Genomic DNA, 22264 nt, shown 5'->3' on the forward strand with positions numbered 1-22264 from the left:
GAGTCGCGCGGATATACGCGCGGTTTGATTTTCATGCAGTGTTTCGCACTGCCAAGAATTGGAACGAGAACATGGCAGTCCCTAAGAGAAAAACGACGCCGTCCAAGCGCAACATGCGCCGTGCGCACGACCGTCTGTCCGCCCCGGCCTATATCGAAGACGCAGACTCCGGTGAGCTGCGCCGTCCGCACCATATCGACCTGAAATCCGGTATGTATCGCGGCCGTCAGGTTCTCGAGCCGAAGGACTAAGATCGCGCGCAGTCTTGCGCTGCGAGGTGACACAAAGTAACCGACATGACGCCCCTGGGAGACCGGGGGCGTTGTCATATCTACCGAAGACTTGAAGAGAGTGCGCCCCAATGAGCGAAATCGTCGATATCTACGCCCGCCAGATCCTCGATAGCCGTGGCAACCCCACCGTCGAAGTCGATGTGACACTGGATGATGGCTCTACGGGCCGTGCCGCCGTGCCGTCAGGCGCCTCAACCGGTGCCTATGAAGCGCATGAGCTACGCGACGGGGGCAAGGATTATGGCGGCAAGGGCGTCAATCAGGCGGTCGATGCTGTGAATGGTGAGATCAATGATGAGCTTGTCGGCCTCGACGCCACCGAGCAGCGCCTGATCGATGGCCTGATGATCGAGCTTGATGGGACCGACAACAAGAAGCGCCTCGGCGCCAATGCGATTCTCGGCGTCTCCATGGCCGTTGCGAAGGCAGCCGCAGAGAGCTGCGGCCTGCCGCTCTACCGCTATATTGGGGGCTCCAATGCCCGTATTCTGCCGACCCCGATGATGAACATCATCAATGGCGGGGAGCACGCCAATAACCCCATCGATATTCAGGAATTCATGATCATGCCGGTGGCCGCCGACAGTATCGCACATGCCGTGCAGGTCGGTTCGGAAGTCTTTCAGTCGCTTAAGAAGCTGCTGAACGCTGACGGCTTTAACACGGCCGTTGGCGACGAGGGCGGTTTCGCGCCTGACATCTCCTCGACCGAAGCCGCTATCGGCTATATCATGAAGGCGATCGAGAAAGCTGGCTACACGCCTGGTGATGAAGTTGCGCTCGCGCTCGATGCGGCTTCGACCGAATTCTACAAGGACGGCAAGTATGTGCTCGCCGGCGAGAACAAGACGCTCGATGCTGCGGGTATGTCGCGGTATCTTGAGGATCTCGTCGACCGCTATCCAATCATCTCCATCGAAGATGGCATGGCCGAAGATGACTGGGAAGGCTGGGGCATCCTGACAGAAACGGTTGGCGATAAGTGCCAGCTCGTGGGCGACGATCTCTTCGTGACCAATCCGGAGCGCCTGGCGCAAGGGCTGGAACGCGGCGCGGCGAACTCCATCCTGGTGAAGGTCAACCAGATCGGCACGCTGTCGGAAACGCTCGACGCGGTCGAACTTGCTCACCGCCATGCCTATACGTCGGTGATGTCTCACCGCTCGGGCGAGACCGAGGATTACACGATTGCCGACCTCGCGGTTGCGGTAAATTGTGGACAGATCAAGACGGGGTCGCTGTCGCGTTCGGACCGTCTCGCCAAGTACAATCAGCTGATCCGCATTGAGGAAGAGCTTGGTGCCGCCGCGCTTTATGCAGGCCGCACACTGATCAACGCCTAGGGCAGTTCGGTTACGCCTAACGAAAAATTTACCTAAATCGATTCCTCTGCCGATTCGCTCATCGGCAGAGGTTTTTCATGACTCCCAAATACGCAGCAGCTGCTCTTTCGGCCCTGATTGCATATTTCGCCTATCATGCATTCGCCGGCGAACAGGGGCTTGGCCGGTGGAGCGATCTTCAGGAGGAGCTTGCGGCGAAACAGGCCCAGCTCGAAGCCATTCAGGCAGCCAACGACGCGCTGCGCCGGGACATTACACGTCTTACACCCGGCCGCGTAGATGCCGACCTCGTGGAAGTCCTGGCCCGCGAGGATCTCGACCTGGTCTATCCTGATGAGATTATTGTCATAAATGCGCCCACTGAGGCTGCATTTTGACATAGGTGCTAAAACTGGACGATGATGGCTGAAGCGATACATGTAGGGGGTCGATAAAGGGAGGCCTCATGGCCAAAACGCCGTCCAGAAGCAAGACTTCAAAATCCCCACCCAAGCTCAAGCGCGACGAAGCGCTGAAATACTATCGTGACATGCTGCTGATCCGCCGGTTCGAGGAACGCGCCGGCCAGCTTTACGGCATGGGCAAGATTGCCGGCTTCTGCCACCTCTATATCGGGCAGGAAGCTGTCGTGACCGGTATACAGGCCTGTCTGAAGGATGGCGACCAGATCGTTACCGGCTACCGCGATCACGGTCATATGCTCGCCTGCGACATGGACCCGAAAGGTGTCATGGCAGAGCTGACCGGCCGCAAGGACGGCTATTCCAAGGGCAAGGGTGGCTCGATGCACATGTTCTCGCGGGAGAAGAATTTCTTCGGCGGGCACGGCATTGTCGGCGCTCAGGTGCCCATCGGGACGGGCCTCGGTTTTTCCAACAAGTATCGCGGAAACGACAATATCTGCGTTACCTATTTCGGCGATGGCGCGGCAAACCAGGGCCAGGTCTATGAGAGCTTCAATATGGCCTCTCTGTGGGACCTGCCGGTCGTGTATGTGATCGAGAACAATCAGTACGCGATGGGCACAAGTGTCGCCCGCGCCTCGGCAGAGACCGAACTGTTCAAGCGCGGCATCTCATTCGAAATCGAGGGCGAGGAAGTCGACGGCATGGACGTTTACGCCGTGAAGGCCGCAGGCGAAAAGGCCGCGAAATATGCGCGGTCGGGCAAGGGGCCATATATTCTCGAAATGAAGACCTATCGCTATCGCGGTCACTCCATGTCGGACCCGGCCAAGTACCGCAAGCGCGAAGAGGTGGACGACATCCGCACCCATCACGACCCGATTGATGGCCTGAAGGGCCGTATGCTTGAACAGGAAATCGCGACCGAGGAGGAGCTGAAGGATCTCGACAAGGAGATCAAGGAGCTGGTCAAGGAAGCCGCCGACTTCTCCCTTGATAGTCCCGAGCCCGATCCAGAAGAGCTCTGGACAGATGTGTTGCGTGAAGTGGAGTCTGCCTGATGGCTATCGATATTCTGATGCCGGCCCTGTCGCCGACAATGGAAGAGGGCACGCTTGCGCGTTGGCTCAAGAAGGAAGGCGACGAGATTTCGTCCGGCGACGTCATTGCCGAGATCGAGACCGATAAGGCGACGATGGAAGTTGAAGCGGTCGATGAAGGTACGCTTGCCGCCATCCTCGTCCCTGAAGGGACCGAGAATGTGAAGGTGAATGCCGTCATCGCGCGTCTGGCTGAGGAAGGCGAAAGCGTCGATGACGTTGACGATTCGCCTGCTGACGAAGGCGCGGAAGAGTCAAAGGCACAGACTGAAGCCAAGGATGCGCCGGCAACCGAAGGCGATGGTGACAGCAGCGATCAGGGCTCTGAGGACGAAGGCGCTTCTGCTCCACCTGAGCCCGAGGAAGAGACGCTGACGGATCCGGATGTGCCGGAAGGCACAAGTTTTGTGGACACCAGCGTGCGTGATGCGCTCCGCGATGCCATGGCCGAAGAAATGCGCCGGGACGAGACGGTCTTTGTCATGGGCGAAGAAGTGGCCGAGTATCAGGGCGCCTATAAGGTAACCCGCGAACTGCTGCAGGAGTTTGGCGACAAACGCGTCGTCGATACACCGATTACCGAGCATGGCTTTGCCGGTCTCGGCGTGGGAGCGGCATTCGGTGGCCTGAGGCCCATTGTGGAGTTCATGACCTTCAATTTCGCCATGCAGGCGATTGACCAGATCATCAATTCGGCCGCCAAGACGCTTTACATGTCCGGCGGACAGATGGGTTGCCCGATTGTGTTCCGTGGCCCGAATGGGGCGGCGGCGCGCGTTGGTGCCCAGCACAGCCAGGACTATAGCGCATGGTATTCGCATGTGCCGGGTCTCAAGGTCGTGGCACCCTATGATGCGGCTGACGCAAAGGGTCTTCTCAAGGCCGCGATCCGCGACCCGAACCCGGTCGTCTTCCTTGAGCATGAGCTTCTCTATGGCGAGAGCTTCCCGGTCCCGGATATCGAGGATTATGTCCTGCCCATTGGCAAGGCCCGTGTGCGCCGGCCGGGCACGGACGTGACGTTGGTGGCCCATTCACGCATGGTCGGCTTTGCCCTGCAGGCGGCGGAAAAGCTGGCCGAAGACGGCATCGAGGCCGAAGTCATCGACCTTCGCTCGCTGCGTCCGCTCGACACCGATACGGTGATCGAGAGCGTGAAGAAAACCAACCGCATTGTGACGTGCGAGGAGGGCTGGCGCTTCATGGGTGTCGGTGCCGAGATCTGCGCGACAGTGGTGAACGAAGCGTTCGATTACCTCGATGCGCCCCCGACCCGTGTCCACCAGAAAGATGTGCCCTTGCCGTACGCTGCGAACCTCGAAGCTATGAGCCTTCCGGGCACGGCGGACATTATCAAGGCGGCCAAGCAGGTGTGTTATGTCAAGTGAACACAAGGAATTGTCCAAGCCGGGCACGATCCAGGATGACGCCGTTGCGCAGGAAATGATCCGGTTCTGGATTTCGAACAATCAGGACCATGTCAGCTTGATGATCGGTAGCTCGGGCGACCCTGAAAAGGAGCCGCCAATGTGGGGCTTCATGCTGGCTGACATTGCCAAGCACGTGACTCGCGTGCTGCGCGAACAGAACCCGGACGGGCCCTCGGCGCAGGAGATCATGGAGCAGATTCTCGGCGGCATCGGCGAGCGTCTGCGCCACGCACCGAACCTCTCTGGAACGACGATCAAAGGCAAAAGCTGATGGCCATTAATATTACCATGCCGGCCCTCTCTCCGACCATGGAGGAAGGCACGCTTGCCAGATGGATGGTCAAGCCGGGCGACACCATTTCCTCAGGTGATGTGATTGCCGAGATCGAGACCGACAAGGCGACGATGGAAGTCGAAGCTGTCGATGAAGGCACGATCGCAAAAATTCTCGTCGACGCGGGCACCGAAGGCGTAAAGGTTAACTCCGTTATCGCGCTCCTCGCTGAAGAGGGCGAAGACCCTGATGAGATCGAAGCACCGGCCGATACGGGTGCAGCCGATGATGACTCAGCGGATGCCAAGGATGATGAGCCGAAGTCCGAGTCAGCAGAGTCCTCTCCCTCCAAAGAGCAGAAACCCAAAGAGAGCGACCCGGACCGCACGACCGGCAAAGGGGAAACCGCCCAGAAGCCACGCGAGGCCGAAGGCAAAGACCTGACGAAGGAGCTTGAAGGCACGCCGCCAAAGCTCGCCGATGTCGGCTCGGGCAAGGACCGGATCAAGGCAAGCCCGCTTGCGCGCCGCATCGCTGCTTTGCGCGACATCGACCTTTCCACTCTCGAGGGATCCGGCCCGCGCGGCCGTATCGTCAAAGCGGATGTTGAGGCGGCCGAACCAGGCCAGAAGAAATCAGCACAGGACACAACCAAGGGCGATACGCCTGCAGCAGCGCCGCAGGCCCCTGATGGCCTCATCCTGCCGCAGGTGCTGGATGACCGCGTCTATGACCCGGAGAGCTATGAACTCAAGCCTCTCGATGGCATGCGCAAGACGGTCGCAAAGCGCCTGACCCAGAGCTTCATGCAGGTCCCGCACTTCCCGCTCAATGTGGACATCAAGCTGGACAAGCTGCTCGCCTCGCGCGCCGATATCAATGAAGCGGCGCCTGAAGGCGTGAAGATCTCGGTCAACGATATGCTGATCAAGGCGTCGGCTCTGGCGCTGATGTCTGAGCCAGACTGTAATGCCAGCTTCACCGATAAGGGCATTGCCTATCATAAGTCGGCGCACATCTCCGTGGCCGTTGCCATCGATGGCGGCCTCATCACGCCGGTCATCCGCGATGCGCAGACCAAGGGTCTCGCGACGATTTCCCGCGAGATGAAGGACCTTGCGACACGGGCGCGTGAGCGCAAGCTCAAGCCACAGGAATATGCCGGCGGAACCTTCTCCATCTCCAATCTCGGCATGTTTGGCATCAAGTCGTTCGGGTCGATCATCAACCAGCCGGAAGGCATGATCCTCTCGGTCGGGGCAGGGGAGAAGCGTCCGGTTGTGGATGAGTCCGGTGAGATCGTGCCGGCAACGGTGATGACCGTGACACTTTCCTGCGACCACCGCGTCATTGGCGGGGCGGAGGGCGCAAAATGGCTCGCCGCCTTCAAGCGCTATGTCGAACACCCGCAGAGCATGCTGCTTTAAATCAGGAGGCCAAGGATGGCTGACTACGACCTTATCGTCATCGGCTCCGGCCCTGGCGGCTATGTTGCTGCAATCCGGGCAAGCCAGCTCGGCATGAAGACCGCCATTGTTGAACGCGAAAGCCTTGGTGGGATCTGTCTCAACTGGGGCTGTATCCCGACCAAGGCGCTCCTGCGCTCTGCCGAGGTTCTGCACTACGCAAATCATGCCAAGGATTTCGGCCTGAAAATCGACAAGGCCGATTTCGACCTTGAAGCCGTGGTGAAGCGCTCGCGCGGCGTCGCCAAACAGCTGTCCTCCGGCGTCAGCCACCTGATGAAGAAAAACAAGATCGACGTTATCATGGGCGAGGCAACGCTGAAAAAGGGTAAGCCTGCACCGACGGTCTCTGTGAAGGACAAGGACGGAAAGAGCAAGGATTACAAGGCTAAAAACGTGATTCTTGCGACGGGCGCCCGCGCACGCGCGATCCCGCAGGCGGGCCTTGAGCCGGACGGCGATCTCATCTGGACGTATCGCGAAGCGATGGTGCCGAAGGAAACACCCAAGAAGCTGCTCGTCATCGGCTCGGGCGCCATCGGCATCGAATTCGCAAGTTTCTATAATGAGCTTGGCAGCGATGTGACCGTCGTCGAAGCGGTCGACCGCATTCTGCCCGTCGAGGATGAGGAGATTTCAGGCCTTGCGCGCAAACAGTTCGAAAAGCAGGGCATCAAGTTCCACACCGGTGCGCAGGTCAAATCACTGAAGAAGTCGAACGGAAAGGTCACCGCCGACATCTCCGCAGGTGACAAGACCGAGAAGCTGGAGGTCGACCGGGTCATCCTCGCCATTGGTATCGTGGGCAATGTTGAGGGGCTCGGGCTCGAAGAGCTCGGCGTGAAAGTCGAGAAGACCCACGTCATGGTCGACGGCTTCGGCCGTACCGGTGTCGATGGCCTCTATGCGATCGGCGACCTGACAGGCGCCCCATGGCTCGCGCACAAGGCCAGCCATGAAGGCATCATGTGCGTCGAGGGCATTGCTGGCGCCGATGAAGCACACGAATTCGATGCCTGGAATGTGCCGGGCTGCACCTATTCGCATCCGCAGATTGCCTCCGTCGGTCTGACAGAGGCCCAGGCAAAGGAAACGGGCCGCGAGATCAAGGTCGGCAAGTTTCCCTATATGGGCAATGGCAAAGCCATCGCTCTCGGAGCGGCGGAAGGTCTGGTGAAAACAATCTTCGACGCTGAAACAGGTGAGCTGCTTGGTGCGCATATGGTCGGCGCCGAAGTCACCGAACTTATTCAGGGCTATGTCATCGCGCGCGAAGGGGAGCTGACGGAGGAAACGCTGATCCATACCGTCTTCCCGCACCCGACCCTTTCGGAAATGATGCATGAGAGTGTGCTCGCCTCGCAAGGCCGCGTGATCCACATCTAGCCGTCGCAGAAGGCAGCTTTGCCCGCATCGTTAAATTGACCTCCAGAGCGGCGCCCGGCATGATTCAGCTCATGTCGGCGCCCCTCAGAAACACCGGATATACACTGCAGCTGCACCTTCGCGGCGAGCTGTTTACACCGCTCGCTCAGGGCGCGCTCTGGTGGCCGACGCAGCGCACACTCATCGTCTCGGACCTGCACCTTGAAAAGGGGTCGAGCTATGCGGCGGGCGGCCAGTTCCTACCCCCCTATGACACCAGCGCCACGCTGAAACTGGTGGAGGCGCTGGTCGATGAGTTTGACCCCGACTGCGTGATCTCGCTAGGCGATAGTTTCCACGATCCGCGCGCAGAAGCACGCATTTCTCCAGCAGAGCGGCTGCGTATTCGTGCCCTGACAGCGCGGGCCGACTGGATTTGGGTTGAAGGTAATCACGATCCCGATCCGCCCGCACATCTTGGTGGACGCGGCGCGAAAACCTTCCGGATCGACGACTGCGTCTTCAGGCATGAGCCCACGGGAGAGGCGGGCGAGCTCTCCGGGCACCTTCACCCGATCGCGCGTGTAAAGAGCCGGGGCAGGGCGTTACGCCGCAAATGTTTCGTTACCGACGGACACAGGCTGATCATGCCGTCGCTCGGGGCTTATACGGGCGGGCTGAACATTCTGGACGATGCGGTCAGCCGGCATTTTTCTGACGGATGGATGGTCGTTGCGGTCGGGGACAGCCGCGTGCACATGCTTGACCGCAGACAGCTCACGCCGGACCGCACAAGTGGGCAGAGCAGTTCACATTGGCGTTTGTAATCATAGGACTTTGTTCTAGCTGATGGGCTGGAAAACAAGAGGTCCTTATGGAACAGCTAGAAAATATCGATCTGAACGCAATTATTGCCGAATACTGGCCGGCCATACTGAGCGGCGCGCTGAAAGTGCTTGGCGCCATCCTCGTCCTGGTTATCGGTCTGCGTATCGCAGGTTGGCTAGCGGGCGTGGTGCGCAAGCAGACATCGAGGCGTGCAGGTGTCGACGAAACGCTGGGCGCTTTCTTCGGCTCTCTGGTCCGCTGGTTTGTCACGGCCGCCGTACTGATCGCCTCGCTTCAGGTATTCGGCGTGCAGGCTACAAGCTTTGTTGCCGTTCTGGGTGCGCTGACCTTGGCAATTGGTCTGTCGCTGCAGGGTGCGCTCGGCAATATCGCATCTGGCGTCATGATCATGCTCTTTCGCCCCTACAAAAACGGCGATTTCGTCGAGATTGCGGATGCGGTCGGCACAGTGAAGGAGATCAACCTCTTCCAGACCATTCTTGCGACCCTCGACAATGTGAAGATCATCATTCCGAACACCGAGGCAATCGACGGGATCATCAAGAACTATTCCGGCTATGACACACGCCGCTGCGATCTTGTGTTTGGTATCGATTATGATGACGACATGGACAAGGCGCTCGGCATCATCAAAGGCATTGTCGATCAGGATGATCGCATCTTGCCCGATCCAGAGCCGTTCGTGAAAGTCACGAATCTGGGCGACAGCTCGGTGGATATTACATGCCGGCTATGGTGCCAGGCGACCGATCTGTGGAATCTCAAGTTCGACCTCACCAAGCAGGTGAAGGAAGCTTTCGACGCGCAGGGTATTTCCATTCCGTATCCGCACCGTACACTGGTTCAGAAGACGGCGAACTAGCTGTCGAGGGACACCCGAAAGGCAGATGTTGAATGACTGATACCAGTTCTGTCGAAGAGCCCGTTGTCACGCCCGTCGATTCAACGACAGGCGAGCCGAAGGAGACCAGCCGGGCGCCAAAGCGTTCATTGGCCTCCCGGCTTTTCTCAGTTGGTCCTTGGACGGTGCTGCAGCTCATAGCGCTCAGCATTGTCGTCGGCCTCTTTCTTCTGGCGCTGGATTTCAGCCCCGAACGGCAGGGAATCAATCTGGGTGGAGCGGCATGGGAACTGGTGCAGACCCTGTTCAGCGCGTTCCTCTGGATCGTGAAGACATTCTGGAAACCACTTCTCGCTGGGGCAGCTGTCGTTTTGCCGCTATGGCTGCTCTGGCGATTGGTCAGTTTGCCCTTTCGCAAATAGCCACGGCGATTATGGTCTCCTCAAAATCAAGGGAGACATATCGTGGATACAGACAAGCTCATGTTCAGATCCGGCCTGATGGACGGAGAACGCGTTCTGGTGACCGGCGGGGGCACCGGCCTTGGCAAGGAGATGGCGGAGGGCTTTCTCAAGCTCGGCGCCGAAGTTCATATATGCGGTCGGCGCGGGCAGGTCTGCGAGGAGACGGCGCAGGAACTGATGGACAAGCATGGCGGCAAGGTCGTCCCTCATGCCTGCGACATCCGAGTGGCTGAAGCCATCACTGACATGAATGACGCAATCTGGTCCAAGCATGGCGCGCTGACGGGCCTGGTCAATAATGCGGCCGGTAATTTTATCTCGCGAACAGAGGACCTGTCCATTCGCGGGTTCGATGCAATTTCCAACATCGTCTTCCGCGGCTCGTTCTATATGACGCACGATATCGGCAAACGCTGGATCGATCAGAAGATGCGCGGCAATGTCATCTCTATCCTGACGACATGGGTATGGAATGGTGGCCCGTTCGTCGTGCCATCGGCGATGTCCAAGGCCGCTGTGAATACAATGACCCAGAGCCTGGCCGTGGAATGGGGCCGTTATGGCCTGCGCTTCAACGCGATTGCCCCGGGACCATTCCCGACTGAAGGTATGTCTAACCGCCTCTCACCGGAGACGGAAGGCAGCGAGCGTCGCGACTCGGGCGCCGGAAACCCCATGGGTCGGGTCGGTGAAATGCATGAACTCGTCAACCTCGCCGTCTTCCTGATGGCGCCGGGCGCCGAATATGTGAACGGCCAGACGATTGCCATTGATGGGGCCATGTACAATGCGTCGGGCGGGAACTTTGCCCAGCTGACGCAGTGGGGCGATGCCGAATGGAAGGCCGCGCGTGACGCCATCGAGGTACAGAACGCCAAGGACAAGGCGAAGCGGACGGTCTAGCCGCGTTTCATATCCTCGCCTGGAGCGAGAAATCGCTCCAGGGACTCGCCTTTCCAGTTGGCGTGGGCGATCTCGATGCGTTCGTGGACATCCTCCGGGATGGACGGCAATCTGTGAATCGGCATGAGCAGCGGACGAAGACCTCTCAGATTAGCTGTCTGGATCGCGATACCGGGGCGGGCATTCAGCTCCAGAAGGGTAGGGCCCTTATGCTCGCAGATTACGATATCGACGCCGACATAGCCAAGGCCTACATGGTGCCCAAGCCGGCTCGCCAGCTCAAGGATGTCCATCCAGGAGGGGACCTCAAAATCGCGGACAGGGGTCTCGAAGTCCGGATGAAGATCGACGGCGTCATTGTGCTGGACGCCGCGCGTGGTCACACCGGTGACAAGGTCGATTCCAGCGCCGATGCCGCCCTGGTGGAGATTGGCCTTGCCGTCTGACTCGGCGGTCGGCAGGCGAAGCATCGCCATGACGGGAATACCGCGAAAGACGATCACACGGACATCGGGCACCCCGCCAAAAGCGAGTTTCGAAAACGCTGAATGTGGCACGAGGCGTTCTTCGATCATGACCTCGTCTGAACCATCCCCCATGGAGAACATGCCGCTGAGCATGTTGTTGAGGTGGTATTTCACATCGGGCCACGGGACGATCTGGCCGTTCATCCGGCGAAGTCCCGTCTTGGCAACCCCATTGAAGACCATGATACCGCCGCCGCCTGAGCCGTTGGCTGGTTTGACGACGAAGGAGCGGTGCTTTTCGGCCACTTCTTCGATGATGTGCATTTCGCCGCCGTAGCGAATAACGCCGTAGAGTTCCGGCACAGTCACGCCGGCCTCAATGGCAAGCTTCTTGGTAATCACCTTGTCATCAACAAGTGGATAGAAACGGCGCGGATTGTAGGAGGTGATGAAGTCGAGGTTTCGGCTATTCATGCCGAGAACCCCCGCCTTGGCGAGCTTGGTGACCGGCCCAAACCGTATCATGAGCTGGTCCGCCCCTCATTGGCGAGCACTTTGAAGCGGAAGAACTCGGTGACCTTGTAACCGGTATAGCGCCCGAGCAGCAGGACGATGGCGAGTACGATGAGAAGAAGCTCGGGGAAGACAATGGCGATATGCTCAATGTATTCGCTGGTCAGGATGTAATAGGCGGGAATGGCGCCTGCCAGTGAACCTGCGGCCTTCTTGAGCGCCTCTGCGGCGCCGTCTTCTTCCCAGGTCAACGACATGCGCTCGATGGTCATTGTGATGATGACGAGCGGGAAGAGTGAGATGGAGAGTCCTGTCTGTATCCCCATTGCCTCACCGGCCAGCGCGATGAACATCATGACGAAGGTCACGATGATCAGCACGGCGGCAAGTCTCGGCACGAGCAGCAGCTGCAGCTGATTGAAGTAGGCACGCAACAGAAGGCCGACCGCGACGATCCCGACAAAAAGCGTGATCCCGGTCAGCAGCTGCGTCTCACGGAACGCAAGCGCAATAAGGACCGGCATGAATGTGCCGAAGGCAGGCATGCCGATCACCTGTTTGAGGATAACGATAATCAGTGCGCCAAGAGGGATGAGAAGCAGCACCCGAAACACGAGCTGGAGGTCGATCGGCAGGCTGAGAAGGGATGTCGCGTTGACCCATGGCGCGTACTCCTCGCCGCGCTCCAATGCACGTGAGAGCTGGCTTTCGAAGTTCCGCGCTACAGACCAGGAGACCCCAAGACGATTGAAGCCATCGCCGTCCACGATTGGGTCGCGGTCATAAACGATAGGCAGGGCACGGGCGTCGTCGAGCGGTTCGGCCGTGGTGCCATTGGCGCTGACCCAGCGGTCGCCCAGCCAGTATTCGATCCACGTCGTCAGCGGTGCTTGCCGTGTGTCGGTATCCAGGATGATGCCCTGAACATGACGCGCCGGCGTGCCCGCGGCGTTCAGGAGGAAAACCAGCCGGTCTGACGCGTTCTCGATCTCCGGCGGACCGCCTTCGATGATGGTGGAGATGCGGTCATCACCCTCATCTGCGCTGAGGCGGGCAAGCTGGGTTATGAAACTACGCTCACCAGCAGACTTCTCCAGCGCCTCGGTGAGAACCGAATCCAGCGCCACAAGAAGCGGCGTCGCATTTTCCTGAATCGCGCGGCGTCGCTCCGACCGGCGATAGTCCGAAACGGCTTCCGGCGTCGGCCGGTTTTCGCCCGAATAGCGTTGATCGACAGAAATCAGCTTCGCGCTGTAGAAGAGAACGGCGTTGCCATCCTGGGCGCGCCGTTCGAAGATCGCCCGGCGTCCTGCTTCGGTGTTCTCCGTTTCAACGCCGAAACCGGACGCGACAAAACTCTCATCCACCACCGTGAAGGCGCCGTCTGAATTGGGCAGGGCGAGGCGCAGCGTGACTGGTTCACCGCGTCCACGAAAAGAAACCTTTGCCTCGATCGTCCACGTATTGGAATCGAGGTTCGGCACGACGGGAAAGCCGAGTCGGGTGACCTTGTAGGAAAAGATGCCCAGCGCGGCCGCAATGAGTGCGCCCACGATGATAAGCAATTGGGTACGTTTCAAAAACCGACTCCGACTCGCCCTGTTACAGTAACGGGGGGCTATTTAGGACAACGGGCACGCTTCGTATAGATTTCACTTGCGTCAACAACAATATCCGCCGCCTCAAGCATATTACGCCCGATGAGGGTCTCGTAATTGAAATTGCCTCGGTCTGCGAGTGTAACTTCGTCTTCGATCAGTAGTCCACCGAGGCAGAATTCAAGATCAACGACCGGGCGGTGGATGAGGCCACCGCGTTTGGTCTTGATGGCGGCCCAGCGCACAATTTCCGTTTCAATGGTCCGTTCGTCGCCATCTTCATTGATGACCTTGAATATGATGTCGCGGCTCTCATCCTCATCGTCGAAGTCCTTGCGATCGGGCGCGGACATGATTTCCGCGTGGATTGAAGAGGTCTTGGCCCCCGTGTCGAGCTTGGCGTCGAGTTCAATATCAAGATCTGCGATCCGGACATGTTCAAGCCAGCCGAGGACGTTCTTGTCCGTCTCGGCAGCGGCGCTGAGGGCCAGGCCGGATGAGACGAGGAGCGAGGTAGCGAGTTTGAGCAGCATGTAATTTCTTGCCTGTCTTTGCTTTATGTCTTGCGGCGCGCATCAACAGGAGAAATGTGAATTTCGCATGGCGAAACTCGTATCTATCCGTGACACTCAGGTGTCGGTCAGATCGCGGACCATCCGGTTGACGGCGCCATAGTCGACTTTTCCTGTTCCAAGAACTGGAATGTCATCGACATGATAGACTTTGCGGGGCACGGAAAGTTCCGAAACACCGTGCGATTGCGACCAGGCAAGTATGTCGCTGCGGTTGGCGGATCTGGCTGTCGTCAGCAGAACCACCTGTTCGCCCTTGCGAGGGTCCGGTATGGCGCCGGCCGCGTGCATGTCATCTGGCCAGATGGCGCTGGCGCAATTTTCCACCACAGAAAGCGAGACCATCTCGCCGCCAATCTTGGCGAACCGCTTTACGCGGCCACGGATACGAATGCAGCGATCCTTGTCGATCGCAACAATGTCTCCGGTGTCGTGCCAGCCTTCATCGGTCGGTTCTATGACGCCGGGATTGTCGGGACGCATATAGCCCTGCATGACGTTGGGGCCGCGAATTCGAAGCTTGCCGCCATCCTCGATGCCATCGACAGGGACTAGCTCATACTCCATGTCGGCCATGAGTTGTCCAACGGTACCGGGCTTGTTCAGTTCAATGCTGTTGGCGGCAACAACGGGCGAAGCTTCAGTTGCGCCATATCCTTCAAGGATTTCGATCTGGAACTTGCGTCGCACAAGCTGGCGGGTTTCATCGCGTACGCGCTCGGCGCCGCAGACGGCCAGGCGCACGCTGCTGAGGTCGCCGTCCTCACCAACGCGCGCATATTGGGAGATGAAGGTGTCCGTCGCGAGCAGGATGGTCGCGCCGGTCGTACGGATACGCTTTGCAATTTCGCGGGGCTGGAGCGGCGTGGGATGGAAGATCGCCTTGACGCCAGCCATGATAGGAAGGAGCGCACCGACGGTCAGACCGAAGCAGTGAAAGGTCGGGAGTGGATTGAAGACAGAATCCGTCTCCGGATCGAGGCCGATATGATCCCGGACCTGTTCGACATTGGCGACAATATTCTGGTGGCTGAGAACTACGCCTTTCGGCTCGCCCTCAGTGCCGGAGGTAAAGAGGATGACACCCGTCTTACGGTAGTCGGGTCCCGAGAAGACTGCGGAAGGAAAAATCGGCCCGATAACACCATGAAGTTTGTCCTTCAGGCTGAGACTTTCGCGAACATCTTCCAGATAAACCATTTCAGCTGCCTCGCTCAGGCTTTCGATGAGCGGTTCGAGGCTGCCGAGCTCCACGAATTTATGGGCTGTGAGCACGCGGCTGACCTGCGCAGCCTTCATGGAGGATTTGATATTGGCCGACCCGGCCGTGAAGTTGAGCATTGCTGGCGTGCGACCGGCGGCCAGAACAGCAAGAAACGCGATGACGGCGCCGGCACCCGTGGGCAACATGATCCCAACGACTTCATTCTTGCTGGTCTTCTTCTTTAGGGCCGAGCCCAGGGCAAAGGCCGCCCGCGCAATCTCATTATAGGTCAGTTCGCGCTCATCACCGTCCACCAGGGCAACTTTCGACGACCCGAACTCCTTTCGCGCCCGCAGGAACGCTGAGAAGATATCGGTTCTGGTCCGTTTGATGTTGAACGGGGTCGTGCTCGGAGTGGTCGACATGCTTGATATGGCTCGTGTTGATCAATCTTTGGTCACAAAATGTCACAGAAGGTGACGAAAGCAACTCGCCTTCGTCAGCGTGCTCAGACCCGGCATGCGACATTGCAGCTTGATGATGACGCCGCGTCGGTCCATTTAAGCGCCATGGTCACACTCATTGAGAGCAAACAGAAATTTCGCCATCCGGAGAAGCGCAACCGGCCCGATACGCCTGTCTTGCGCAAGCCAGACTGGATCAGGGTCAAGGCACCGGTCAGCCCCGGTTTCCATGAGACGCACGAAATTGTGCGCTCCAAAGGCCTGGTCACTGTCTGTCAGGAAGCTGGCTGCCCGAACATCGGTGAGTGCTGGGAGAAAAAGCACGCCACAATGATGATTCTGGGCGAGGTCTGCACACGCGCCTGCTCGTTCTGTAACGTTTCCACAGGTAAGCCGTCCCCTGTCGATGAGGACGAGCCGCGCCGCGTCGCAGAAGCCGTCTATGAGATGGGACTGCAGCACGTCGTCATCACATCGGTCGACCGTGACGACCTGGAGGATGGCGGCGCCCGGCATTTTGTGAACGTCATCAATGCCATCCGCTCGACTTCGCCCGGCACAACGATTGAAATCCTGACACCGGATTTCCTTCGCAAGGATGGATGGGAGAACCTCGTCATTGATGCCGCGCCGGACGTCTTCAACCACAATCTTGAAACGGTGCCGCGTCTCTATTTCTCGATCCGGCCGGGGGCGCGCTACTATCATTCGCTGCGCCTGCTTGAGCGGGTGAAGACCCGTGACCCCAATCAGTTCACCAAGTCCGGCCTGATGGTCGGTCTGGGCGAGAGCAAGGAAGAGGTCATGCAGGTCATGGATGACATGCGTTCTGCGGGCATCGACTTCCTGACGATTGGCCAATACCTGCAGCCGACGCGCAAGCACGCGGCTGTCGATCGTTTCGTGCACCCGGATGAATTCAGGTCTTATGAAGAGATTGCGCGCTCCAAGGGCTTCCTCATGGTGTCAGCCTCACCGCTGACCCGGTCGAGCTACCACGCCGATGAGGACTTCGCGAAAATGAAAGCGGCCCGGGTCGCTGCAAACCAGTAGGAGCAGCTCTTGCCGCGCCTTTCCAAGCAGGTGACCATCGAGCACCGCGCTGATGAGGTCTTTGATCTTGTCGCGGACATTCGCCGGTATCCTGACTTCATAAAGTGGATCCGCTCAATGAAGGTGAGCCGGGAGCGCGAGGACGGGCCTGTCCGTCACTATCGCGGTGAGGCCGATGTCGGTTTCAAGGGCTTTTCCGAAACCTTCGCGACTGACATCATGGCCGACAGCGACGAAAAAGTTGTCGAGGTCGGGCTTGCCTACGGCCCTTTCAAACGCCTCAAGAACCGCTGGAAGATGACTCCCGACGGAAAGCTGGGCACGGTCATCGACTTCTTCATCGATTACGAATTCAGGAACCCGGTGCTGTCGCTGCTCGCGCGGGCTAATACATCGCTCGCGGTGAACCGGATCATGGACGCTTTCATTCAGGAAGCCGACCGGCGCTATGGCGAACGGCGCACCTGAGGCTGGCCGCTAGGGAATTTGCTGGCGGATCATGTTCAGCGCCGCCTCAATCGTGGCCATGCGGACTTCATGACGCCCGAGATCGCCGAAATAACAGGCTTCATGCAGGACAGCCTTATTTTCTCGCGCACAGGCAATGTGGACCGTACCGACCGGTTTCATCGGCGTGCCTCCGCCAGGCCCGGCCACGCCTGTTACGGCAACGGCAAGATTTGCACGGCTAGCCTCCAGCGCGCCCTCTGCCATGAGGCGGGCTACCGCCTCCGAAACTGCGCCATAATCTGCGATAAGGTCGCCGGGCACACCGAGGACTTCTTCCTTTGATCGGTTCGAATAGGTGACAAAGCCTCGCTCGAACACGTCTGAGGAACCTGAGAATTCGGTGAATAGGGAAGCGATAAGCCCGCCCGTACACGATTCGGCTGTCGCGATGCGTACGCGGCGTTCTCGCGCTTCGTCCATGGTGAGAAGACAGAGATTTCGAAGGCGTTCGGGAAACATTCTGGTTCTCCTATCGAAGGGCAATCAAGGTGGCAGCAGCCTGCGCCGCTATACCTTCACGACGGCCTGTGAAGCCAAGGCCCTCGGTGGTTGTTGCCTTGATGCTGACCGCCTCAAGCGCCAGGCCTGTTGCGGCTGCGGTTCGTTCGCGCATCGCTTCACGGTGCGGTTTTATTTTTGGCGTCTCGCAGATCAGGGTGATGTCGCAATTTCCCAGCGTCCACCCATGGTTGTGAACGAGGTCAATTGCATGACGCAGGAAAACTTCGGAATCGGCATCTTTCCAGCGCTCGTCAGAGGGCGGGAAGTGGTCACCGATATCGCCAAGGGCAGCCGCCCCGAGAATGGCGTCCGTCAGCGCATGCCAGCCCGCATCGGCGTCGGAATGGCCCTTCAGGCGCGCTTCATGCTCTATGAAGACGCCGCAGAGGGTTACACCGGGGCCAGGCTCGAACGCGTGAACGTCAAAGCCTGAACCAATCCTGAAAGATGGAGCGTCTGGAAACATCAGCCGCCGGACCCTTTCAAAGTCTTCAGCAAAGGTGATCTTTGACAATCGTTCGGTACCGGGAACCAGCGCGACCGATGCGCCAGAGTGTTCAACGGCTTCGAGATCATCAACGAACGCATGCTCGCTGCTCGCGAGCGCATTGCGCAATACCCTGACCCGAAAGGCCTGCGGGGTCTGGAGGCGGTATACATCCTTGCGGTCCAGCGACGTCAGGTTCGCTCCGTTCCGTTTTTTGAGGGCGTCGATAACAGGCAGGGCAGGGGCCGCAGCTTCATGCGTCTGTAGCGCGTCCAGGAGCTGGTCAATTGTCGCCTGGTGAAGACCCGGCCTCGCTGCGTCGTGCACCAGGACAATGTCATCGTCTGCCGCTTCGAGCGCTTCCAGACCTTTGCGTACCGAATCTGCCCGCTCGCGCCCGCCTTCAATGCAAATAATCTTGCCGGTGTGAGGCAGCGCTTCACGCATATCATCCAACGTGTGAGCTGGCAGAACGAGACAGATTGACGAAACCTTCGTATCTGCACGGAACGCGTCGAGCGACCAGCGATAAACCGGCTTACCGGCCAGCAACTCGAACTGTTTTGGGGTCGCGCCTCCGGCCCGGCTGCCCGACCCTGCCGCTACAACTATTGCGTGAATACTCATGCGACAGCCAAATACCCTCGCTGATGCGGAATGGCCACAGCTATTCTCTCTCCTGCGCGAGCACTTATGCGCAACTATTGTGCAGAGCAAAAATATGTTCAAACTGAGTATATGAGATCTATGCACGATCAGTTGGCAGAGCGGGTGTGGCTGGCCCCGATGTCGGGTTCGACAGACGCTGCGTTCCGTAGGCAGGCGGTGCGTTTCGGCGCAGAGGCCGTTGTCTCCGAAATGGTTGCGGGAGAGACGCTTGCCATGGCGCGGCCTGATGTTGTGCGCCGCACATGCCGTCACGAAGGCGCGGGGCGTTGGATTGTCCAGCTTGCCGCCAGGCGTCCGGAGGACATGAAACGCGGTGCCGAACTGGTGGCAGAAGCAGGCGTCGACCAGATAGATATCAACATGGGCTGCCCGTCGCGTCAGGTAACGGGCGGGCAGTCAGGCTCCGCCCTCATGAGAGAGCCGGATCTCGCAAGGGCCATCATCGACGCTGCCCTGGAAGGGGCTGGCGGTCGGCCCGTCTCTCTCAAGATGCGGCTTGGCTGGGATGGAGACATGCTCAATGCGCCGGATCTGGCGCAATATGCAGAACGTGCCGGTCTTTGCATGGTGACGGTTCATGGGCGTACCCGCTGCCAGTTCTATAAAGGCGAGGCGGACTGGGCCCGCGTCCGCGATACGGTAGAGGCAATCAGTCTCCCTGTTATTGTAAATGGTGATATCGGATCGACAGGGGATGCAGATCGCGCGCTCGAACATTCGCACGCGCACGGTGTCATGATCGGCCGCAGCGCCATGGGCCAGCCCTGGCTGCTGGGCGAAGTGGCCGCGCATTTGCAGGGCCGTCATGACTGGCAGGCACCGAGCTTGAGTGAAAAGTTCGAAAGCCTGATTGAGCAGATCGAGGACAGCATGTCCCTTTATGGCACGACTCTTGGCCTGCGCATTGTGCGCAAACACATCTCCGCCTCTGTGGACTGCCTGGCGAATGACTGGACAGAGGACGAGCGCCGCTCGATCCGCGCGGCGGCCTGCCGCTTCAATGAACCCGGTCCTCTCATCGATTTTCTTACCCGTATTTATCAGAGTCCCCGGAGTGTCGCGGCATGAGCGAAAAGGCGAACCTTTCAGATCTCGCGCCCTTTGCCATCATCCATCTCGATCCGCGCAGGGTGATCCTGACTGCCAACACCGAAGCGCAGATCCTGCTTGGCCATTCGCTCAGCAGTCTGCAGGGCCGTAATCTGAGTGAGTTTATCTACCACGACTCACCCATTTTTGAGCTTCTGGACCGCGTGAGCGGCGAAGAGGGCGACGTGAATGCGCACGGCGTCGTGGTTTCTGGTCCGGCCGCGCCGAAGAACCGGCTCTATGACGTCCGCCTGAGACCAGGCCCCGACGCGACGATTGTGCTCGCAGTGTCAGAAACACTCATGCGTGATCCGTCTGACAGCGCGGCTGGTATTTCCGGCTTCGGGCGTATCCTGGGCCATGAGGTCAAAAATCCGCTCGCCGGTATTTCCGGGGCTGCGCAACTGCTGCTTCGGACGGCTGATGACAAGCAGGCGCCGCTCCTCGATGTGATCCGCAGTGAAGCGAGCCGTATCGAACGGCTGGTGAGCCGGCTATCGGCCTTTGAGCTGTTCTCCGCGCCGCGCCGGGACCGATTCAATATCCACCAGCTCCTCGACAAGATCATGATTGCCGAGGAGGCCGCACATGGTGGCAACATTATCCTGAAGCGCGCCTATGATCCGTCCCTTCCAGAAATCCTTGGCGACGAAGATCATCTGCATGAGGCTTTTCAGAATATTGTGCGCAATGCCGCCGAAGCGGCCAGCGAAACTGGCGGCAAGGGCGAGGTCACGCTTCAGACTGCGTTCGAGACCGGCTTTGCCTTCTCGAGCAAGCGCAATGCCCGGCGTCTCCAGCGCGCCATCCGGGTGACGGTCGAAGACAATGGCCGGGGGATAAGCGCCGAAACACGCGACCAGATGTTCGACATGTTTTCATCCACGAAGGCGGGCGGACGCGGTCTCGGCCTCAGCGTCGTCTCCGAAGTCGTGGCGGCCCATGAGGGGCGTATAAAAGTAGAGAGCAGGCCAGGACAGACGAAATTCTCCGTCTTCCTGCCCATGAAACGGGAAAATGTTCAATGAGTCAGAAGACTGTCCTTCTCGCAGAGGACGACGCCAGCATCCGTCTCGTCGTCAATCAGACCCTTGTCACCGCAGGCTACCAGGTCCGCGCAACAAGTTCGGTCGATGCTCTCGAGCGCTGGGTGCGAAATGGCGAGGGCGACGTTATCGTGACGGACGTCTATCTGGGTGACACCGCGATCTTCGAGGTCTTGCCCTCAATCAAGCTGGCGCGCCCGGACCTTCCTGTCATTGTCATGAGCGGCCAGAACACAATCCTTACAGCGGCCTCAGCCGCCCGCCATGGCGTCTATGATTATCTTCCCAAACCTTTCGATATCGACCAGCTGACAGGTCTTGTCGGTCGGGCGTTGAAGGGCCCCTTGCGGAAAGATGCAGCCGCGGCCGAAGCGCTCAAGGGGCAGGGTGAGACAAGCCTTCCGCTGATCGGGCGATCTGAGCCGATGCAGGAAGTTTATCGTATTATTTCAAGGGTGATGAACACCGATCTCACTGTCCTCATTGAAGGCGAATCGGGCACCGGCAAGGAATTGGCAGCCCAGGCCATTCACGAACTTGGCAGCGACAAGAACGGGCCCTTCAAGGCGCTTGACCTGGCCGCTATGTCCACCGAACGTGTCAGCCGCGATCTTTTTGGTACGCCGGACGAACCGGGTCTGGCCTTCGACAAGGGAGCAACGCTCTATCTCGACGAGATTGGCGACTTGCCCGCCGAGGCGCAGACACAGCTGGTCAAGCTGATGAGGGAAGCCGGCGGGGCCCGGATTATCGCCTCGACGCGCAAACCTCTCGGAACGCTGGTCGAGGAAGGCCGATTCCGCGAGGATTTGTTCTACCGGATCAATGTCGTTCGGATCTTTATGCCGCCGCTCCGCCAGAAAAAGGAAGACATTCCCGAATTGGTGCGCGCTTTCCTGATCCGGGCGCAGCGCAAGGGCCTGCCCAACAAACAGCTGGAACAGGCCGCCATGGACCTCGTCATGGCTTATGACTGGCCGGGGAATGTGCGCGAGCTGGAAAACCTGATCATGCGTCTTGCCGCGCTCAGCCCCGATGCGGTCATCTCGCAGCGCGATGTCGAGCGGGAGCTTAGGGCCGAAGCGCTGAAGGATATTTCGTCTTCCGGCAGCTTCGAGAAGGAGGTCGAGACACTTCTGCACAAATACGTCATGGCGGACCTGCTGCAGGCTGACCCGGACGACAGTGACATTCACCGTACCATCATGGAACAGGTGGAACGCCCCCTCATCAAGCTCGCCCTGTCTGTCACGTCAGGAAACAAGCTCCGCACGGCGGCCTTGCTGGGGGTCAATCGCAACACGCTTCGGTCACGGATCAACACGCTTGGCCTCGCAGACGATTGATTGACCATAGGCA

23 protein-coding genes are annotated in these 22264 nt (G+C 59.0%); 17 read left to right on the top strand and 6 right to left on the bottom strand.

Annotated elements, in window-relative coordinates; all coding sequences use genetic code 11:
• The first annotated feature begins 71 nt into the window (after positions 1–71).
• From rpmF to ABNU55_RS07425, 12 genes are all read left to right on the top strand, one after another.
• Positions 72–251, top strand: coding sequence for a 50S ribosomal protein L32 (rpmF, locus tag ABNU55_RS07370; protein WP_290750211.1), 180 nt, complete (start codon positions 72–74; stop codon positions 249–251).
• Positions 252–361: 110 nt separating this feature from the next.
• Positions 362–1636 carry a phosphopyruvate hydratase gene (eno, locus tag ABNU55_RS07375; protein ID WP_290750215.1) on the top strand — a complete coding sequence of 425 codons (1275 nt, stop codon included), beginning with the start codon at positions 362–364 and terminating at the stop codon, positions 1634–1636.
• Positions 1637–1713: 77 nt separating this feature from the next.
• Entirely contained in the window at positions 1714–2013 is a 300-nt protein-coding gene (locus ABNU55_RS07380) for a septum formation initiator family protein (protein WP_290750217.1), read from the top strand.
• A gap of 68 nt (positions 2014–2081) precedes the next feature.
• On the top strand, positions 2082–3101 hold the full coding sequence (pdhA, locus tag ABNU55_RS07385; RefSeq protein ID WP_290750220.1) for a pyruvate dehydrogenase (acetyl-transferring) E1 component subunit alpha: 1020 nt from the start codon (positions 2082–2084) through the stop codon (positions 3099–3101).
• Positions 3101–4528, top strand: coding sequence for a pyruvate dehydrogenase complex E1 component subunit beta (locus ABNU55_RS07390; RefSeq protein WP_290750223.1), 1428 nt, complete (start codon positions 3101–3103; stop codon positions 4526–4528). The genes pdhA and ABNU55_RS07390 overlap by 1 nt, the downstream gene beginning before the upstream one ends.
• The gene (locus tag ABNU55_RS07395) at positions 4518–4841 is read left to right on the top strand and encodes a DUF5076 domain-containing protein (protein ID WP_290750225.1); all 324 of its coding nucleotides are present in this window, start codon (positions 4518–4520) and stop codon (positions 4839–4841) included. The genes ABNU55_RS07390 and ABNU55_RS07395 overlap by 11 nt, the downstream gene beginning before the upstream one ends.
• The gene (locus ABNU55_RS07400; protein ID WP_290750228.1) at positions 4841–6271 is read left to right on the top strand and encodes a pyruvate dehydrogenase complex dihydrolipoamide acetyltransferase; all 1431 of its coding nucleotides are present in this window, start codon (positions 4841–4843) and stop codon (positions 6269–6271) included. Before ABNU55_RS07395 ends, ABNU55_RS07400 begins: the two co-directional genes overlap by 1 nt.
• 15 nt (positions 6272–6286) lie before the next feature.
• A complete protein-coding gene (lpdA, locus tag ABNU55_RS07405) occupies positions 6287–7696 on the top strand; it encodes a dihydrolipoyl dehydrogenase (RefSeq protein WP_290750229.1) in 1410 nt (469 codons plus the stop codon).
• Between the two features lie 59 nt (positions 7697–7755).
• A complete protein-coding gene (gene pdeM, locus ABNU55_RS07410) occupies positions 7756–8502 on the top strand; it encodes a ligase-associated DNA damage response endonuclease PdeM (protein WP_290750231.1) in 747 nt (248 codons plus the stop codon).
• A 47-nt stretch (positions 8503–8549) separates the two neighbouring features.
• Positions 8550–9386 carry a mechanosensitive ion channel domain-containing protein gene (locus tag ABNU55_RS07415; protein ID WP_290750234.1) on the top strand — a complete coding sequence of 279 codons (837 nt, stop codon included), beginning with the start codon at positions 8550–8552 and terminating at the stop codon, positions 9384–9386.
• A gap of 32 nt (positions 9387–9418) precedes the next feature.
• Positions 9419–9787, top strand: coding sequence for a hypothetical protein (locus tag ABNU55_RS07420; protein ID WP_290750236.1), 369 nt, complete (start codon positions 9419–9421; stop codon positions 9785–9787).
• Positions 9788–9829: 42 nt separating this feature from the next.
• Positions 9830–10732, top strand: coding sequence for an SDR family oxidoreductase (locus tag ABNU55_RS07425; RefSeq protein WP_290750238.1), 903 nt, complete (start codon positions 9830–9832; stop codon positions 10730–10732).
• On the opposite strand, the gene ABNU55_RS07430 is transcribed toward ABNU55_RS07425, so the two are convergent.
• The 4 genes from ABNU55_RS07430 to ABNU55_RS07445 form a co-directional block, all read right to left on the bottom strand.
• Positions 10729–11724 (bottom strand): alpha-L-glutamate ligase-like protein, encoded by a 996-nt coding sequence (locus ABNU55_RS07430; protein WP_290750241.1) that lies wholly within the window; start codon positions 11722–11724, stop codon positions 10729–10731. The genes ABNU55_RS07425 and ABNU55_RS07430 overlap by 4 nt on opposite strands.
• Complete coding sequence (locus ABNU55_RS07435; protein WP_290750244.1) at positions 11721–13292, bottom strand: UUP1 family membrane protein; 1572 nt, start codon at positions 13290–13292, stop codon at positions 11721–11723. Before ABNU55_RS07435 ends, ABNU55_RS07430 begins: the two co-directional genes overlap by 4 nt.
• Positions 13293–13330: 38 nt before the next feature.
• Complete coding sequence (locus ABNU55_RS07440) at positions 13331–13843, bottom strand: RimK/LysX family protein (RefSeq protein WP_290750265.1); 513 nt, start codon at positions 13841–13843, stop codon at positions 13331–13333.
• Positions 13844–13939: 96 nt separating this feature from the next.
• Positions 13940–15511, bottom strand: coding sequence for an AMP-binding protein (locus ABNU55_RS07445; RefSeq protein WP_290750268.1), 1572 nt, complete (start codon positions 15509–15511; stop codon positions 13940–13942).
• A 144-nt stretch (positions 15512–15655) separates the two neighbouring features.
• Between ABNU55_RS07445 and lipA the strand changes: the two genes are divergently transcribed.
• Positions 15656–16603 carry a lipoyl synthase gene (lipA, locus tag ABNU55_RS07450; protein WP_290750271.1) on the top strand — a complete coding sequence of 316 codons (948 nt, stop codon included), beginning with the start codon at positions 15656–15658 and terminating at the stop codon, positions 16601–16603.
• 9 nt (positions 16604–16612) lie between these two features.
• Positions 16613–17071, top strand: a complete 459-nt coding sequence (locus ABNU55_RS07455) for an SRPBCC family protein (RefSeq protein ID WP_290750274.1) — start codon at positions 16613–16615, stop codon at positions 17069–17071.
• Between the two features lie 9 nt (positions 17072–17080).
• Here ABNU55_RS07455 and ABNU55_RS07460 read toward each other — a convergent pair whose 3' ends face one another.
• On the bottom strand, positions 17081–17572 hold the full coding sequence (locus ABNU55_RS07460; RefSeq protein WP_290750276.1) for a CinA family protein: 492 nt from the start codon (positions 17570–17572) through the stop codon (positions 17081–17083).
• A 10-nt stretch (positions 17573–17582) separates the two neighbouring features.
• On the bottom strand, positions 17583–18728 hold the full coding sequence (locus ABNU55_RS07465) for a bifunctional 2-C-methyl-D-erythritol 4-phosphate cytidylyltransferase/2-C-methyl-D-erythritol 2,4-cyclodiphosphate synthase (protein WP_290750279.1): 1146 nt from the start codon (positions 18726–18728) through the stop codon (positions 17583–17585).
• Between the two features lie 120 nt (positions 18729–18848).
• Here ABNU55_RS07465 and ABNU55_RS07470 point away from each other — a divergent pair, with 120 nt between their 5' ends.
• The 3 genes from ABNU55_RS07470 to ABNU55_RS07480 are packed head-to-tail and all read left to right on the top strand — an operon-like array spanning position 18849 to position 22251.
• The gene (locus tag ABNU55_RS07470) at positions 18849–19838 is read left to right on the top strand and encodes a tRNA-dihydrouridine synthase (RefSeq protein ID WP_348764280.1); all 990 of its coding nucleotides are present in this window, start codon (positions 18849–18851) and stop codon (positions 19836–19838) included.
• Entirely contained in the window at positions 19835–20887 is a 1053-nt protein-coding gene (locus ABNU55_RS07475; protein WP_290750284.1) for an ATP-binding protein, read from the top strand. Before ABNU55_RS07470 ends, ABNU55_RS07475 begins: the two co-directional genes overlap by 4 nt.
• Complete coding sequence (locus tag ABNU55_RS07480) at positions 20884–22251, top strand: sigma 54-interacting transcriptional regulator (protein ID WP_290750287.1); 1368 nt, start codon at positions 20884–20886, stop codon at positions 22249–22251. Before ABNU55_RS07475 ends, ABNU55_RS07480 begins: the two co-directional genes overlap by 4 nt.
• The last annotated feature ends 13 nt before the right edge of the window (positions 22252–22264 follow it).

This window comes from uncultured Henriciella sp. (genome assembly GCF_964005855.1).
Taxonomy (GTDB): domain Bacteria; phylum Pseudomonadota; class Alphaproteobacteria; order Caulobacterales; family Hyphomonadaceae; genus Henriciella.

What these genes read in the sequence shown, in the direction of transcription:
- ABNU55_RS07475 (WP_290750284.1), top strand. Translation starts at nt 19,835, where the DNA reads ATGAGCGAAAAGGCGAACCTTTCAGATCTCGCGCCCTTTGCCATCATC.
- ABNU55_RS07380 (WP_290750217.1), top strand. Translation starts at nt 1,714, where the DNA reads ATGACTCCCAAATACGCAGCAGCTGCTCTTTCGGCCCTGATTGCATAT.
- lpdA (WP_290750229.1), top strand. Translation starts at nt 6,287, where the DNA reads ATGGCTGACTACGACCTTATCGTCATCGGCTCCGGCCCTGGCGGCTAT.
- ABNU55_RS07460 (WP_290750276.1), bottom strand. Translation starts at nt 17,572, where the DNA reads ATGTTTCCCGAACGCCTTCGAAATCTCTGTCTTCTCACCATGGACGAA.
- ABNU55_RS07400 (WP_290750228.1), top strand. Translation starts at nt 4,841, where the DNA reads ATGGCCATTAATATTACCATGCCGGCCCTCTCTCCGACCATGGAGGAA.
- pdhA (WP_290750220.1), top strand. Translation starts at nt 2,082, where the DNA reads ATGGCCAAAACGCCGTCCAGAAGCAAGACTTCAAAATCCCCACCCAAG.
- ABNU55_RS07420 (WP_290750236.1), top strand. Translation starts at nt 9,419, where the DNA reads ATGACTGATACCAGTTCTGTCGAAGAGCCCGTTGTCACGCCCGTCGAT.
- lipA (WP_290750271.1), top strand. Translation starts at nt 15,656, where the DNA reads ATGGTCACACTCATTGAGAGCAAACAGAAATTTCGCCATCCGGAGAAG.
- ABNU55_RS07445 (WP_290750268.1), bottom strand. Translation starts at nt 15,511, where the DNA reads ATGTCGACCACTCCGAGCACGACCCCGTTCAACATCAAACGGACCAGA.
- rpmF (WP_290750211.1), top strand. Translation starts at nt 72, where the DNA reads ATGGCAGTCCCTAAGAGAAAAACGACGCCGTCCAAGCGCAACATGCGC.
- ABNU55_RS07480 (WP_290750287.1), top strand. Translation starts at nt 20,884, where the DNA reads ATGAGTCAGAAGACTGTCCTTCTCGCAGAGGACGACGCCAGCATCCGT.
- ABNU55_RS07390 (WP_290750223.1), top strand. Translation starts at nt 3,101, where the DNA reads ATGGCTATCGATATTCTGATGCCGGCCCTGTCGCCGACAATGGAAGAG.
- ABNU55_RS07395 (WP_290750225.1), top strand. Translation starts at nt 4,518, where the DNA reads ATGTCAAGTGAACACAAGGAATTGTCCAAGCCGGGCACGATCCAGGAT.
- ABNU55_RS07440 (WP_290750265.1), bottom strand. Translation starts at nt 13,843, where the DNA reads ATGCTGCTCAAACTCGCTACCTCGCTCCTCGTCTCATCCGGCCTGGCC.
- eno (WP_290750215.1), top strand. Translation starts at nt 362, where the DNA reads ATGAGCGAAATCGTCGATATCTACGCCCGCCAGATCCTCGATAGCCGT.
- ABNU55_RS07470 (WP_348764280.1), top strand. Translation starts at nt 18,849, where the DNA reads ATGCACGATCAGTTGGCAGAGCGGGTGTGGCTGGCCCCGATGTCGGGT.
- ABNU55_RS07415 (WP_290750234.1), top strand. Translation starts at nt 8,550, where the DNA reads ATGGAACAGCTAGAAAATATCGATCTGAACGCAATTATTGCCGAATAC.
- ABNU55_RS07430 (WP_290750241.1), bottom strand. Translation starts at nt 11,724, where the DNA reads ATGATACGGTTTGGGCCGGTCACCAAGCTCGCCAAGGCGGGGGTTCTC.
- pdeM (WP_290750231.1), top strand. Translation starts at nt 7,756, where the DNA reads ATGATTCAGCTCATGTCGGCGCCCCTCAGAAACACCGGATATACACTG.
- ABNU55_RS07465 (WP_290750279.1), bottom strand. Translation starts at nt 18,728, where the DNA reads ATGAGTATTCACGCAATAGTTGTAGCGGCAGGGTCGGGCAGCCGGGCC.